This window comes from Pseudomonas atagonensis (assembly GCF_011369485.1).
Lineage (GTDB): Bacteria > Pseudomonadota > Gammaproteobacteria > Pseudomonadales > Pseudomonadaceae > Aquipseudomonas > Aquipseudomonas atagonensis.
Map to the genome: position 1 here is coordinate 1 of NZ_VXCA01000024.1, position 13,998 is coordinate 13,998.

The window sequence follows — 13,998 nt, forward strand, 5'->3', positions numbered from 1 at the left end:
CCGACCAGACGGTAGAATCGCCCACCCCGCCAACCCCCTTCGGAGCGAAGATGGACATCAAGCAACTGAAATTCCTCATCGCCCTCGACGAAACCCGCCACTTTGGCCAGGCTGCCGCGCGCTGCCACATCACCCAGCCCACGCTGTCGATGCGTCTGCGCAGCCTCGAAGAAGAACTCGATCTGCCGCTGGTCAACCGTGGCCAGCGCTTTGAAGGGTTTACCGCGCCGGGCGAGCGCGTACTGGCGTGGGCGCGCTCGGTGATGGCGGCTTATGACGGATTGCACGCTGAAGCGGCAGCGTGTCGCGGCAACCTCATCGGCACGCTGCGCCTTGGGGTCGTACCGCTGTCAAGTTTCGATCCGTTGCCGCTGATGCAACGCCTGCACGCCGCGCATCCGAACCTGCGCTTTGAAATGTCGGCGTTGAGCTCCGAGCAAATCCTCGAACACCTGGCGAACAACCGCATCGACCTGGGCGTTTCCTATCTCGACCGTCTCGACAACGAGCGTTTTGAATCCCTGGCCTTCAGCGAAACGCGCATGGGCCTGCTCTACGATCAGCGCACCTTCACGTTTGGCGAGGCGCCATTGAGCTGGGAAGCGCTGATCGAGTTGCCGCTGGGCATGCTCACCAGCGGCATGCATTTTCGCCAGTCCATCGACCACAACTTCCACAGTCGTGGTCTGACCCCGCAACCGCTGCTGCAAACCGATGCCGTCCATCAATTGTTACAAGCCGTGCACGGCGGATTTTGCTGCGCGATCATGCCGCTGGACGGCGGCCTGGAAAAACTCACCGATCACCTGCGCCTGCAACCTATCGAAGACGCCCGCACGCTCGCGCCGCTGGGCCTGATCATGCGTCGCGGCGCCCCGCGTTCGGCGCTGGCCGAGGCTTGTTTCGCGCTGTATGAGAGATCACCAACCGACGCTTGATCGACGGCGTCTATCGATAGATCGACAGTAGCGATTAGACGCGACAAGTTGCCGCGCCTAGTCTTAACGTTGATCAAACCGTCGGTGATGCCATGAACGCCAAGCGCCCAGCCTGCGCGGCGCCTGCACTTGAAACGCCCGCGCCCCTCGCCAGCCAGACCTACAGTTACAGCGATCTACCCCGTGAGGAATCGGCCAGCACCGCGCTGGCCGAGGAAGTTGCGTTGGCGATCGCCTACAACGGCATCAGTCAGGCGGTGATGCTGGTGACGCCGACCGACCTTGAAGACTTCATCGTCGGTTTCAGTCTCGGCAGCGGCATCATCATCGACGCCACGGACATTTATGACCTGCAACTGAGCGGCGCGGGCTCGGCGCAGTACGCGCAAGTGACCATCGCCAACCGCGCCTTCTGGAACCTCAAGCAACAGCGCCGGCAACTGGCGGGTACCAGCGGTTGCGGACTGTGCGGCGTGGAGGCGGTGGAACAGGCGCTGCCCGATCTCAAGGTCTTGCCCGGCGCGCCGTTGCCGCCGATTGAATGGCTCGACGGTCTGCGCCAGCGCATCGGCGCGTTCCAGCCACTCGGCCAGCATTGCGGGGCGGTACATGCGGCGGTGTTCATGAATGCCAGCGGTGAATTGCTGTTCGGTCGCGAAGACATCGGCCGGCACAACGCCCTCGACAAACTGATCGGCGGGCTGATCCGCCAGAAAATATCCACAGAAGGCGGACTGGCGATTGTCACCAGCCGTTGCAGTCTCGAATTGATCCAGAAAGTCTTGCGCGCGGGCATCCAGACCCTGGTCAGCCTGTCCGCACCCACGGGCCTTGCCGTGCAATGGGCCCGGCGACACAACCTCAATCTCATCCACCTGCCGCAGAAAAGTGCGCCGCGGGTGTATAGCCCCGCGATGGAGAATCAAGCGTGAGCCAACATCATCAAGCCGACCAGAAACCTGTCCCGCGATACAAGCCTTATAAAGGCGCAGCCGGCGGCTGGGGTGCCCTGATCAGTGTGGCTCAGGCCTGGTTGACCAGCGACAACGCGCTGAAAAACCTGCGCATGATGCTCAAGACCAACCAGAACGGTGGCTTCGACTGCCCGGGTTGCGCCTGGGGCGATTCGCCGGAAAGCGGCATGGTCAAGTTCTGCGAGAACGGCGCCAAAGCGGTGAACTGGGAAGCGACCAAGCGCCGGGTAGACGCCAAGTTCTTCGCCAAACACAGCGTGACGTCTTTGCTGGAGCAGAGCGATTACTGGCTCGAATATCAGGGTCGCCTGACCGAGCCGATGGTCTACGACGCCGAAACCGATCGTTACAAAGCGATCAGTTGGGACGATGCCTACGCGCTGATCGGCAAACACCTGCAAGGCTTGTCGAGCCCGGATCAGGCCGAGTTCTACACCTCGGGGCGCGCCAGCAACGAAGCGGCGTACCTCTATCAACTGTTCGTGCGCGCCTACGGCACCAACAACTTCCCCGATTGCTCGAACATGTGCCACGAGGCCAGCGGTGTGGCGTTGGCGCAAAGTGTCGGCGTCGGCAAAGGCACCGTGACCTTCGACGATTTTGAACACGCCGATGCGATTTTCGTCTGGGGCCAGAACCCCGGCACCAACCACCCACGCATGCTCGAACCGCTGCGTGAAGCGGTAAAACGCGGAGCCCAGGTGGTCTGCATCAATCCGCTGAAAGAGCGTGGTCTGGAGCGTTTCCAGCATCCGCAACACCCGATCGAAATGCTCACCAACGGCGACAAACCAACCAACACCGCGTATTTCCGTCCGGCACTCGGCGGCGATATGGCGGTATTGCGCGGCATGGCCAAGTTCCTCCTGCAGTGGGAGCGCGACGCGCAGAAGGCCGGTGCGCCGGCGGTGTTCGATCACGACTTCCTCAATGCCCACAGTGCCAACGTGCTGGAATACCTCGGTGTCGTCGACGACACGCCGTGGGAGCAGATCGTCGCGCAGTCCGGCCTGACCCTCGTGGAAATCGAGCAAGCGGCGCGCATGTACGCCAAAGGCAAGAACGTGATCATGTGCTGGGCGATGGGCATCACCCAGCACCGCCATTCGGTGCCGACCATCCAGGAAATCGCCAACCTGATGCTGCTGCGCGGCAACATCGGCAAACCGGGCGCCGGCCTGTGCCCGGTACGCGGTCACAGTAACGTGCAGGGTGACCGCACGATGGGCATCAACGAGCGTCCGCCTGTGGCATTCCTCGATTCGCTGGAGCGTCGCTTCCAGTTCAAGGTGCCGCGCCACAACGGGCACAACGTGGTCGAAGCGATTCATGCGATGGCCGAAGGCCGCGCCAAGGTGTTCATCGGTCTGGGCGGCAACTTCGCCCAAGCGACGCCGGACAGCCCGCGCACCTTCCAGGCGCTGAGCAATTGCGACCTGACCGTACAGATCAGCACCAAACTCAACCGCAGCCACCTGGCTCACGGTAAGGACGCGTTGATCCTGCCGTGCCTGGGTCGTACCGACATCGACATCCAGACCGAAGGGCCGCAAGCGGTCACCGTGGAAGACTCGTTCAGCATGGTCCACGCCTCCAACGGCCAGTTGCAGCCGCTGTCGAACCAGATGCGGTCGGAGCCATCGATCATCGCCGGTATCGCCGCCGCGACACTGGGCAGCAAACCGGTGGACTGGAACTGGCTGGTGGCCGACTACGGACGTATCCGCGAGCTGATCGCCGACACCATCCCGAATTTCAAGGAGTTCAACGAGAAGATCAAAAACCCGGGCGGTTTCTACCTCGGCAACAGCGCTGGCGCGCGCAAATGGAACACACCATCGGGTCGCGCCAATTTCCGCGCGAACATGCTGCCAAAGGATCTGGTTCACGAGCGCACCCGCGCCACCGGGCAACTGCCCGATCTGATCCTGCAATCGATGCGTTCCCACGATCAGTACAACACCACGATTTATGGTCTCGACGACCGTTATCGCGGGGTCAAGGGACAGCGCGATGTGCTGTTCGCCAACGAGGCCGACATCATTCGCCTGGGCTTCCGACCTGGGCAGAAGGCTGACATCGTGTCGATCTGGGATGACGGCCGCGAGCGTCGGGTAAAGGGTTTCACACTGCTGGCGTTTGATATCCCTGCCGGGCAGGCCGCCGCGTATTACCCGGAAGTGAATCCGCTGGTGCCGCTGGAAAGCACCGGGGATGGCAGCCATACGCCGACATCCAAATTCATCGCGATTCGCCTGGAAGCAGCGAGTGAGACCGGGTTGATCATGGCCAAATCTGCTTAATGCGGCGACCGACCCATCGCTATCGCGGTAGTCGATCCTAATAATTTATCGCTGCCCTGCACTTTTCAAACGTGCACAAAAAAGGCCGCTTTTTTCACAAAAGCGGCCTGTCCGAAGTAGCTAAAGACCGGCGAAAATCGGTTAAGTTCCGCATAAAAAACAGTAACTTGCGAAATTGTATACAAGTCGTGTTATTCGTCGGATTTCGATTGTCACGCCTATTCCAGAGCCTCAGGATCGCGCCGTCATCCCTTTGAGGCTCCTCTATGAAGTTCTCCTCGATTCTCTTGTTGTCCCTTGGCTTGGTCAGTGGCTTCGCTTCTGCTGGCGGCACCACCGAAGCAGGTGTGGGCGGCGCATTGGGCGGGGTTCTTGGCTCGGTCGTCGGTCAGTCTTTAGGCGGCAGCACAGGTTCAACCATTGGCGCAGCCCTGGGCGGCGCGGGTGGTAGCGCGGTGGGCGCCAACAAACACAGCCGTGGCGAAGCAGCCATTGGCGGTGCGCTGGGCGCAGCCGGCGGTAACGTGGTCGGCCGCAGCATGGGCGGCACCACCGGCAGCCTGATCGGCGCCGCAGCAGGTGGCGGCGCCGGTGGCGCGCTGGGCAACTACATGGGTAACAAGAGCAACGAAGACGACCGTCGTTACGATCGCGGTCGTGATGATCGTCGCTACTACCGCGACGACCACCGTGGTCGCGGCCATGCCTACGGCCATCGCAAGCATCACAAGTACTACCGCCACCACTAAGGCGAATGCTTGAACAAAAATCGCAGCCCTTGGACTGCGATTTTTTTTGCGTTTTTTAAACCACCAGTCGTTCCAGCGCCTCACGCAACCGACCGGGAATAGGTACCGGCTGATTACTGGCCCGATCCACAAAGACATGCACGAAGCGTCCAGCCGCACACGCCTCGGCTTCGCCCACCTTGAACACCGCCAGTTCGTATTGCACCGAACTGTTGCCCAGTTTACCCACGCGCAAACCGATCTCGATCAGATCGGGGAAGGCAATCGATGCGAAGTAATCGCACGCCGAACTGACCACGAACCCCACCACCTCACCGTCATGGATATCCAGGTCACCTACCTGAATCAGGTAGGTATTCACAGCGGTGTCGAAGAAGCTGTAATACGTGACGTTGTTGACGTGGCCGTAAGCATCGTTGTCGTGCCAGCGCGTGGTGATCGGCTGAAAGTGCAGGTAATCACTGCGTTGCGGCATGGGGTTGGACATCAGGTCGATTCCTTGAGTGAGCTATCCAGTCTAAAGGTAAAAACCTTTCCCTCGCGCCGCCAGCTCGCCGATCAGTTGCGCCGGTCTCCACTGATCGCCCTGCCGGGTTTCCAAAGCCTGCAGGCGCCGATGAATGTCTGCCAGGCCCTGATCATCCGCCCAGGCCATCGGCCCGCCTCTTCCCACAGGGAAGCCGTAACCATTCAGATACACCTGATCAATATCGTGGGCCGACTCCGCAATGCCTTCCTGCAAGATCTTCGCGCCCTCGTTGACCAGCGCCAACAGGCATCGCTCGAGAATTTCCTCCGAGCCAATCTCACGACGGTGGAAACCCAAACCTTCGCTGACCCGCAGCACCAGCGCGTCCACTTCAGGATCATGCTCAGCCTGACGACTGCCCGGCTCATAGTGGTAATACCCGTTGCCGGTTTTCTGCCCGAACCGGCCCAATTCGCACAAGCGGTTATCCACCTGAACTTCCGGTGCATCCTGGCCCTTGCCCGCTAACTCACGCGCACGCCATTCCAGGTCGATGCCCACAACGTCGTACATGCGAAACGGCCCCATGGCAAAACCGAAGCTTTGCAACGCCGCGTCGACCTGTTGTGGATAAGCACCTTCGAGCAGCATCTTGCGCGCTTCCAGCACATACGGATGGAGCATGCGGTTGCCGATGAAACCGTGGCAATTGCCCGAGACCACGCAGACTTTGCCCATGCGCTTGCCGAGCGTCAGGGCGGCTTCAAGAACCGCCGGCGAGGTCTGCGCACCGCGAACGATTTCCAGCAGTTTCATGATGTGCGCCGGACTGAAGAAGTGCAGGCCCAGAACCTGGGCCGGACGCCGCGTTGCAGCGGCAATCGCATCGATATCCAGCGCCGACGTATTGCTTGCCAATAACGCTTCAGGCTTGAGCAAGCCATCCAGTTCACGAAAGATTTTCTGCTTGAGCTCAAGGTTCTCGTACACCGCCTCGATCACCAGATCGACATTGCGGATCGCCGCGTAATCCGCCGCAGGCGTGACCCGGGCAATACGTGCATCGGCCTCGGCCTGATCGATGCGGCCCTGACGCACGTTATGCGCATAGGTGTCGGCTACCGTGGCCAGTGCCTGCTCAAGCATCTGCGGATTGTTATCCACCCACTGAACGGCCACACCGGCATTGGCCAGGCACATGACAATGCCGCGGCCCATGGTGCCCGCCCCGATCACGGCGGCCTGCTGAATCTCGAATGTCTGGCTCATGTTGTTCTCTTGTTGGCGATCCAAAGACAGGTCTCACCTTAGTCAGCCATCGACGGTTTTTGAAGTTTATTACCGTGATGACCGACATTCAGCGGATGGATGCAGCCCTTCAATCGAGTCATCCTGCCAGGTGTTGTTCCGCCCAGTGACGTACCTCGGCATACGGATATTCTTCCAGCGCCGCATACCCGGGAATCGCCCGCGCCTTGAGCCGGGTGAACAACGGCACGCTGATCCCGCACAAAAACCGCGTCAGCCGTTCCGCTGTCGGCACATTGCCGGTGTGCAGTTCGTGCCTATGGATAAAATCAGCGCAAAGCGCCGTGAAGTTTTTATCCACAAGCGCCGGCAACGGAGGCGGCTCAGGCAGCCGCGCGACATGCCCGTGGCACACCGAACAATGCCCGCAACGCTCCGGCGCATTGTGATCACCGAAATACTCGGCCAGTCGAAATCCCAGACAATGTTCAGTCGCGAATACATCGAGCATCGCGTGAATCCGTGCCACTTCGGTCTGCTCGTGCCGGGTGAAATAGTCGTGCAACTCGCCGCTCAAAACGTCGCTGTCAAAGTCGCTCCGCAACAGGCTGTAGACCTCGGTCATCTGCTTGCTTTCCAGCTCGACCCAGCCCTTTTCCTGAAAGTAATCCAGTGCTTTGACCACTCGATTGCGCTCTGCGGAATACTGCGCGTACATCGCTTCGAAATTCACCGTGGCCCAGGTACGGGCGCGGCTGGACGTCTGAATGATTGCAGCGACAAAGTCCCTGCGCTCGCCCTCGAATCGCTGCAGTAGCAACTCCGGCTCCAGCAGGTATTTGAATCGGTACTCGGCGTAGTACGCGTAGCGTGGCGCGATCAAGCCACGCAACTCCAGTTGCACCAGCAAGGTTTTCAGTGGCAGCGCACGAATATTGCTCTGATCCGCAAGAGGCCCGAGCAGAAACTCCCACTGCCCTTCCGGCTCCGACGCCTTGGACTCATCAAGCACATAGCGAATGCCTTCGCGCTCCGGCGTGTCGCCATAAACGAAGTTTTCCAGCACGTTGAGGCTGTCGCGATTGGCCAGCACCAGGCAATCCGAGGGCCGCCCGTCACGCCCGGCACGGCCGATTTCCTGGCTGTAATTTTCGATGGATTTGGGCAGATCGAAATGCACCACATTGCGGATGTCGCTTTTATCGATGCCCATGCCGAACGCGATGGTGGCGACGATGCAATTGGACTGTCCGGACATGAAGCGTTTCTGGATCGCCTCGCGTTTGTCGTGGGGCAACCCCGCATGATAGGCCTCGGCCTGGATACCGTTGCGCTCGAGATGCTCGGCAATATGTTCGGCGGTTTTCTGCAGGGTGACGTAGACAATACTCGCCTGCCCGGCGCGCTCCGCCATCCACTCAACCAGACGCCGACGTTTGTCCTGGCCACGTACCGGTTCCACCAGCAGATTGAGATTGGGCCGATAGAAACCGGTGGTGACCACATCGTCGGCGGCGATGGCGAATTTGGTCTGCATGTCGGCGATGACTTTCGGTGTCGCCGTGGCGGTCAGCAGCAGGGTTTGCGGGATGTTGAACTGGCGTTGGTAGTCCGGCAGCTTGAGGTAGTCAGGGCGAAAATTGTGGCCCCACTCGGAGATGCAGTGCGCTTCGTCCACCACCAGCAGCGAGATCGGCACCTGCTGCAAAAAATTACGGAAGCGTTCGTTTTTCAAACGCTCCACGGAGATCATCAGAATTTTCAATTCACCCGAACGGGCACGAGCCATCACGTCATTGGCGTCATCGCGGCTCTGCGCCGAATCAATGCTGCCCGCCGAAATACCGTGGCGTTGCAGAAACGCCAGTTGATCCTGCATCAGGGCCAGCAACGGCGAAACCACCAGCGTCAGGTGCGGCAGCATCAGCGCCGGTAATTGGTAGCAAAGTGATTTGCCGGAACCGGTGGGAAATATCGCCGCCGCCGAGCGCCCGGCCAGTACCGCACTGATCGCGGCTTCCTGCCCCGGTCGAAACTGTGGATAACCAAAAACCTGTTCCAGGGTGTTGTGCATTCGCTGTCACTCCATTGACTGCTGCCATGCCAACAGCCTAGCGGGCGATCGCAGCGAGTCGAGAAAAGGTCGGGGCCAAATCGATTCGGAATGATACAGCGGTTGTCGCAAATCACGCGGTGTGGAGGAAACCTGATCAGTCAAATAACCAAGTGTCCTGAAACTCAGGGACGCAACACCGCCACACGCAACTGCTCGTTCAGCAGTTGCTCATGCACGCCCAGGCTTTTATTGGCCCACAACGCATGGGCCGGACTGATGTCGCCGGTGAACGCTGCTGCCAGTTGGCGAAGATCAGCGACGCTGCGTACGCGCGGGCAAAAAGGTTGCTCGTCACAGTTCTGACTGGCGTTGCGATAGGTGGTGAGCAAGCCATCCCAGAGACCGTCGCGCACGTGTCGGATCGACCGGAGTTGCACGTGCGGCAAGCCCAATTGCTGCTCCAGCCCTTCTTCGTCCAGCGCTTCGCTGGCAAGCAAGGCTTTGGCAAACATCAGCACTTCAGCACGCGACGCGGTGTCCAGATTTGCCTGGCTGGTAAGCGCATCCGGCCAGCCGCTGCGCTCAACATTGCCGAGCATCAATGCATTGCTCGCGTCAGACGCGACCGCCATACGGCAACCACCGACCCACAACAATAAAATCGAGGCCATTCGTAGCCATTGCATACCTAATTCCCTTTAAGCGCGTGTCAGACGTTTGGAAACGCCCTACAGATTCTGGCGCGCACGATACAGCGGTTTGCACTGAATCGCCTGACAAACTCGTAGGAAAATCACCGCCTAGGGGTTTTGCCTTGAAAAAGCTGTGAAATCGCGTAGGGAAAATGCCCGAACCCCGGTAAAACCCCTACGAATACTGTCCCCTCCGGCCATCTTGTTCCATCCGATAACGCCCTCCTATAGTGGCCGGCGCGGCTGAAAACACTTTGTCGGCCCCGAGCGTTTTCGAACAGGACAAGCCTCTTTATGACCGATCGTTATCACCCCCTCAAAACCTGCTACAGCGAAAACCCGGTGCTCGTCATCGACACCGATGCCAGTCACCGTGAACTGCTCAATGCTGCCGATCAACGCCTGCGTGCCGCCAGTGATTTGCTCGAAACCCTTTACTGTTTGTGTTTCAAGCAGGCCGATGCAAAAGACATCCCCAATATCGTCAATGCGCTTTACTTACTGGTTCAAGACGGCTGCGAACTACTGCAAGTTGCAAAGCTGCAATTGAAATAACTGACAGATCTCACAAACATGGAAACAAAGCACACCTTTATTTAATTAACCCACCGACACTGAAGCACGCCATCAACATTATCAAAGGCAAATGCGACTGGCAGCGCGAACAACTGACTGAAATCGAATACAACCGCCTGAAGGCAGCTGGCATTCCCATTGAAGATGTAAAAAACGAAGGCTCCTGGTTCTGGCGTAAATACAACTACGGAGACCGTAGTGTTACTCAGCAAAAGTTGCAGGAGCAAATCATCAGGACTTTCCGCAAAGACAACATTATTCCTACCCAGGTCAACTTGGTGGGCTGGAGCCGTGGTGGAGTCAGTTGCCATATGTTGGCCAACGCAATGCTCAAGGACAGCAAACTTAAAGATATTCCGGTGAATATCTTCGCCCTTGATCCCGTACCCGGCATCGGTAACTTCCAGGAAGAGCGCGTCAAGCTTGGCGCCAACGTCAAAGAGTACGTTGCCTTTTACGCCCGTGATGTACGCTCCAAAGGCTCTAGCTGCGTCATTCCTCAGACCGCCCCCGGTACCAAAACCTCAATCTACCCAATGGTCGGCCGCCACGCGACCATGGCCGGGAACGCCACCTCCGACGGCGGCGTTCCCGCCAGCGCCAGTGACCTGAAAACTCTGATGGAACCTGGCCGCGTCGTCCGCCACTTCGCCGAAACCTGCCTCAAGCGCTGGGGCGTACAACTGAACAAAACCCTTAACCTGACTCAGACCGACCTGGAAAACCTCACCAACGGCATTGTCCGCGATGAAGCCCGGTACAAACGGATGCACAACATCTCCTACACCTGGTTTACCGAACTGGATAAGGGCGAGCGCTACGTGTCTTTGGGCAGTAAAGGGGTACCGTTCTCGACGGTGAAAGGGCCGATTTTTGCCCCTGAAACCGGGTTGACGACCAGCGTGCTGGATGTGGCGGCTTATCGGGTTATTGGTTGAAGACTCTGAGCGAGTAACCGGGCGAAAAAACCTACACCAATGACCTATCTGGTTTTCGTCCAGTTCCTACAAATCCAGACTCCCTTACCGTCTATCGCGGCTTGGTAAGCCAAATCTATAGTCGTGACTGTCGCTGCCAAATCAGCGGCTCGGGTTTGGTCACCCGATGGAATACACAAACGCGTCCGTTGTATGCTGCCGGCACTTCAAATGTCTGCACGCTTAATGGTGGCTGTGTTTGGGACGCCTTTAAGCGTGCCGGACTTGTGTGTTCCTTCGGTTGACCAACCCGAACACAGTCCACCTCCCATCGCTTGGTCACGATGGGGGTGAGTTCATTCAGGATATTTGGAGAACACACTATGAAATCATGGAATCAATTCACCACCGATCGCTACCGCCCACTCGAATCCAACCTCACCGACACAACCCCCCTGATCATCGACACACAGGCCAACCCGCAAGACATCCTCGAATGCGCCGTCCAGCGCCTGCGCGCCTCCGCCGATCTGCTACGCACCCTCTACTGCCTCAGCTTCAAACAAGCCGACGTCGAAGACATCCCCCACATCACCCACGCCCTCTATCTGCTGACACAGGATGGCTGTGACCTGCTGCAAGTCGCGCAGCAGCAAATACTCAATTGGAAAGCACCAGCCTGAAATTGAATGATCGTATCGCTCTTATGCACTCTGTGAGAGCGATCAAAAAAACGGTAATCAAACATGGGAGCAACCATGAGCAAATTCTTTGATGAGCTGATGGAAAGCGTTATCGAAATGGACGAGATCTTACGCAAAAAGCATCGCGATTCAGACTCGAATGCTGATACGAGCGCTTTGATCTTTCAGCAAAAGCAGGCCCATTACGACAAGGTTTGCCGCTCAAACTATTTGGCTAGCCTAAGTATTGAAGGTTTTGAAACCACCCGTGCCGATGCTCAAAAGCCACTTTCCTCACGCATGGAGGTTGTCGAAAAGTACCGTCAAAAATCGGACTGACTCGAGGAAGTGCCAACGTTAAAGTGGCAGTATTCTAGCTATAACAACCGGAAACAGATGGAATAATGCCACTTAACTTCGTTTTTCAGGTCTGGCGGCAAACAGCGTCCTTCAGCTTAAGTGCTATTATTCTGGCAGTTAAGGTTAAAAAATGAAGGAATACTGCCACATGGCCAAGAAAACAGCGCCGCTCTTGCCCTCCACTGCTCGACTTTTGGTCGACCTTGGTGAACGACTGAAGCTGGCTCGCCTACGCCGCAAATTGACGGCCAAGCAGGTCGCCGAAAGGTCAGGCATGTCGCTAACAACCTTGCGCCATTTAGAGTCAGGTGGATCAGGCGTAACCATCGGGGCCTACCTGTCGGTCATGCAAGTGCTGGGGCTGGAAAAGGAACTGAACAAACTGGCTGCAGCCGATGAAATGGGTCGCCAATTGCAGGATGCGCAGTTAATGCCAGCAACACGATCCACCACCAAAAAGCCCCAGCGAGTACGAGCAGCCAGTGCGGCAAAAAAGGGCGCATCCGAACACCTCGGGACTTCAAATGTTATCGATGCCGCCACTACCACGAAAATTCCGGCTGACTTCCCCCTCAACACACACTCACTCTCCAGCCTTTTGAACAAGAAGAAAAAGGCCGGCCCCCCAACAGGTGAAGAATGACGCTGATTGCTGTTTATGCAGACTGGGAATCCTTGAAAGGCGCCAGACGCCTCGGATTTCTACACGCAAGGAAAACACGCAACACCAACGTGTTCGAATTTGAGTACGACCCTAAGGCGTTGGCCGATCCCGAGTTGAGTTCCATATTTCTAGACCCGCGCATCGGCCCCTTCGAAGGCCGCCAATTCCCCGGCGAACATCAGAGCCGCTTTGGCGTCTTTGCAGACTCAAGCCCCGATCGCTGGGGCCAACTGCTGATGAAACGCCGTTTGGAAAGGGACATTCGCGACGGCTTGATCCCCAAAGACAGCAAGCTATTCGAATCCGACTACCTGCTTGGCGTCCACGACCTGTTCCGTGTCGGCGCCCTTCGCTACAAACTCAATGACGAAGGCAACTTCCTCGACGACCGCGACGGCGTTGCAGCTCCACCCTTTGTCGAGCTAAGCGCGCTGGAACAGGCAAGCCTCGCCTTGGAAAACGATAGGGACAACACAGCCAGCGAGGGCCGCGAATGGCTAAGAATGCTCATCGCACCGGGTGGCTCACTGGGCGGCGCCAGACCGAAAGCCAGCGTCGTCGACGAGTTCGGCCAACTGTGGATCGCCAAATTCCCAAGTACGAGGGATGGCTACGATGTTGGTGGTTGGGAATTTGTAGTAAACGCTTTGGCGGTCAACTGTGGTCTACGTGTTGCGACCGGCATGGCCCGACGCTACGCAAGCGATCACCACTGCTTTTTGGTGAAGCGTTTCGACCGAACCGAACGCGGCGGCCGACATCACTTCGCATCAGCCATGACCATGACCAACCGCGTCGACGGCGACGACGCCTCTAGCGGCGCCAGCTATCTAGAGTTGGCGGAAGTAATCATGGAACACGGCTCGGAACCCAACACCGACCTCCGTGAACTCTGGTCACGAATCGTCTTCAACATCCTGGTCTCCAACACCGACGACCACCTCCGTAACCATGGTTTTATTCTGGATCCTGGTCGGGGATGGCGATTGTCCGCAGCGTACGACATGAATCCGGTGGCGCATGCTGATGGGTTGAAGCTGAACATCACGGACTCCGATAACGCCTTGGACTTGGAGCTGGCGAGAGAAGTGGCGGAGTATTTTCGGGTTAGCCGCTCGGATGCTGCAAGCATCATTGAGAGTTTTCAACGTGTGGTGAATCAATGGCGCACAGTTGCCGGAGCCTTGAGATTGACGTTAAACGAACAGGAAAAAATCGCTCATGCGTTTCTCTAATCAGAAATCTAACCCACCATCACGATAGGCGTCAGAACTCAAAAACGAGCATCAATCCTTGAGTACGCGACCGCGTTTGTGTTCAGTGAATCCGTCCGTATGACCGCACAAGGCTTCCAGTAAATCTACGAACA

The 13,998-nt window shown here is 57.8% G+C and carries 13 protein-coding genes and 1 pseudogene; 10 read left to right on the forward strand and 4 right to left on the reverse strand.

Features of this window, described 5'->3' with window-relative positions; all coding sequences use genetic code 11:
• The first annotated feature begins 50 nt into the window (after positions 1–50).
• From F2P67_RS15170 to F2P67_RS15185, 4 genes are all read left to right on the forward strand, one after another.
• Complete coding sequence (locus tag F2P67_RS15170; protein ID WP_166221305.1) at positions 51–938, forward strand: LysR family transcriptional regulator; 888 nt, start codon at positions 51–53, stop codon at positions 936–938.
• Positions 939–1,030: 92 nt separating this feature from the next.
• Positions 1,031–1,870, forward strand: a complete 840-nt coding sequence (gene fdhD, locus F2P67_RS15175; RefSeq protein ID WP_166221307.1) for a formate dehydrogenase accessory sulfurtransferase FdhD — start codon at positions 1,031–1,033, stop codon at positions 1,868–1,870.
• Positions 1,867–4,215, forward strand: a complete 2,349-nt coding sequence (locus F2P67_RS15180; RefSeq protein ID WP_166221309.1) for an FdhF/YdeP family oxidoreductase — start codon at positions 1,867–1,869, stop codon at positions 4,213–4,215. The genes fdhD and F2P67_RS15180 overlap by 4 nt, the downstream gene beginning before the upstream one ends.
• 266 nt (positions 4,216–4,481) lie before the next feature.
• Positions 4,482–4,964 (forward strand): glycine zipper domain-containing protein, encoded by a 483-nt coding sequence (locus F2P67_RS15185; RefSeq protein ID WP_166221311.1) that lies wholly within the window; start codon positions 4,482–4,484, stop codon positions 4,962–4,964.
• 55 nt (positions 4,965–5,019) lie between these two features.
• Here F2P67_RS15185 and F2P67_RS15190 read toward each other — a convergent pair whose 3' ends face one another.
• From F2P67_RS15190 to F2P67_RS15205, 4 genes are all read right to left on the reverse strand, one after another.
• On the reverse strand, positions 5,020–5,451 hold the full coding sequence (locus tag F2P67_RS15190; protein WP_166221313.1) for an acyl-CoA thioesterase: 432 nt from the start codon (positions 5,449–5,451) through the stop codon (positions 5,020–5,022).
• 30 nt (positions 5,452–5,481) lie between these two features.
• Complete coding sequence (locus tag F2P67_RS15195; RefSeq protein WP_166221315.1) at positions 5,482–6,702, reverse strand: 3-hydroxyacyl-CoA dehydrogenase; 1,221 nt, start codon at positions 6,700–6,702, stop codon at positions 5,482–5,484.
• Between the two features lie 118 nt (positions 6,703–6,820).
• The gene (locus F2P67_RS15200) at positions 6,821–8,755 is read right to left on the reverse strand and encodes a RecQ family ATP-dependent DNA helicase (RefSeq protein WP_166221317.1); all 1,935 of its coding nucleotides are present in this window, start codon (positions 8,753–8,755) and stop codon (positions 6,821–6,823) included.
• 164 nt (positions 8,756–8,919) lie between these two features.
• Positions 8,920–9,423 (reverse strand): polysaccharide deacetylase, encoded by a 504-nt coding sequence (locus F2P67_RS15205; RefSeq protein WP_166221319.1) that lies wholly within the window; start codon positions 9,421–9,423, stop codon positions 8,920–8,922.
• A gap of 300 nt (positions 9,424–9,723) precedes the next feature.
• Here F2P67_RS15205 and F2P67_RS15210 point away from each other — a divergent pair, with 300 nt between their 5' ends.
• The 6 genes and pseudogenes from F2P67_RS15210 to F2P67_RS15235 all read left to right on the forward strand — a co-directional run bounded on the left by F2P67_RS15210 (position 9,724) and on the right by F2P67_RS15235 (position 13,864).
• Complete coding sequence (locus F2P67_RS15210) at positions 9,724–9,984, forward strand: hypothetical protein (RefSeq protein ID WP_166221321.1); 261 nt, start codon at positions 9,724–9,726, stop codon at positions 9,982–9,984.
• A 59-nt stretch (positions 9,985–10,043) separates the two neighbouring features.
• Positions 10,044–10,943, forward strand: a pseudogene (locus tag F2P67_RS15215) (hypothetical protein); the annotation flags it as partial.
• Between the two features lie 362 nt (positions 10,944–11,305).
• Positions 11,306–11,605, forward strand: coding sequence for a hypothetical protein (locus F2P67_RS15220; protein ID WP_166221323.1), 300 nt, complete (start codon positions 11,306–11,308; stop codon positions 11,603–11,605).
• 75 nt (positions 11,606–11,680) lie between these two features.
• A complete protein-coding gene (locus F2P67_RS28120; RefSeq protein WP_425511025.1) occupies positions 11,681–11,944 on the forward strand; it encodes a YhfG family protein in 264 nt (87 codons plus the stop codon).
• 169 nt (positions 11,945–12,113) lie between these two features.
• A complete protein-coding gene (locus tag F2P67_RS15230; protein ID WP_166221325.1) occupies positions 12,114–12,608 on the forward strand; it encodes a helix-turn-helix domain-containing protein in 495 nt (164 codons plus the stop codon).
• Positions 12,605–13,864, forward strand: coding sequence for a type II toxin-antitoxin system HipA family toxin (locus F2P67_RS15235; RefSeq protein WP_166221327.1), 1,260 nt, complete (start codon positions 12,605–12,607; stop codon positions 13,862–13,864). The genes F2P67_RS15230 and F2P67_RS15235 overlap by 4 nt, the downstream gene beginning before the upstream one ends.
• Positions 13,865–13,998 lie beyond the last annotated feature (134 nt).

Excerpts from the sequence above, each read along its gene's own strand:
- F2P67_RS15170 (WP_166221305.1), top strand. The coding sequence starts at position 51 with ATGGACATCAAGCAACTGAAATTCCTCATCGCCCTCGACGAAACCCGC.
- fdhD (WP_166221307.1), top strand. The coding sequence starts at position 1,031 with ATGAACGCCAAGCGCCCAGCCTGCGCGGCGCCTGCACTTGAAACGCCC.
- F2P67_RS15185 (WP_166221311.1), top strand. The coding sequence starts at position 4,482 with ATGAAGTTCTCCTCGATTCTCTTGTTGTCCCTTGGCTTGGTCAGTGGC.
- F2P67_RS15190 (WP_166221313.1), bottom strand. The coding sequence starts at position 5,451 with ATGTCCAACCCCATGCCGCAACGCAGTGATTACCTGCACTTTCAGCCG.
- F2P67_RS15195 (WP_166221315.1), bottom strand. The coding sequence starts at position 6,702 with ATGAGCCAGACATTCGAGATTCAGCAGGCCGCCGTGATCGGGGCGGGC.
- F2P67_RS15200 (WP_166221317.1), bottom strand. The coding sequence starts at position 8,755 with ATGCACAACACCCTGGAACAGGTTTTTGGTTATCCACAGTTTCGACCG.
- F2P67_RS15205 (WP_166221319.1), bottom strand. The coding sequence starts at position 9,423 with ATGCAATGGCTACGAATGGCCTCGATTTTATTGTTGTGGGTCGGTGGT.
- F2P67_RS15210 (WP_166221321.1), top strand. The coding sequence starts at position 9,724 with ATGACCGATCGTTATCACCCCCTCAAAACCTGCTACAGCGAAAACCCG.
- F2P67_RS15220 (WP_166221323.1), top strand. The coding sequence starts at position 11,306 with ATGAAATCATGGAATCAATTCACCACCGATCGCTACCGCCCACTCGAA.
- F2P67_RS28120 (WP_425511025.1), top strand. The coding sequence starts at position 11,681 with ATGAGCAAATTCTTTGATGAGCTGATGGAAAGCGTTATCGAAATGGAC.
- F2P67_RS15230 (WP_166221325.1), top strand. The coding sequence starts at position 12,114 with ATGGCCAAGAAAACAGCGCCGCTCTTGCCCTCCACTGCTCGACTTTTG.
- F2P67_RS15235 (WP_166221327.1), top strand. The coding sequence starts at position 12,605 with ATGACGCTGATTGCTGTTTATGCAGACTGGGAATCCTTGAAAGGCGCC.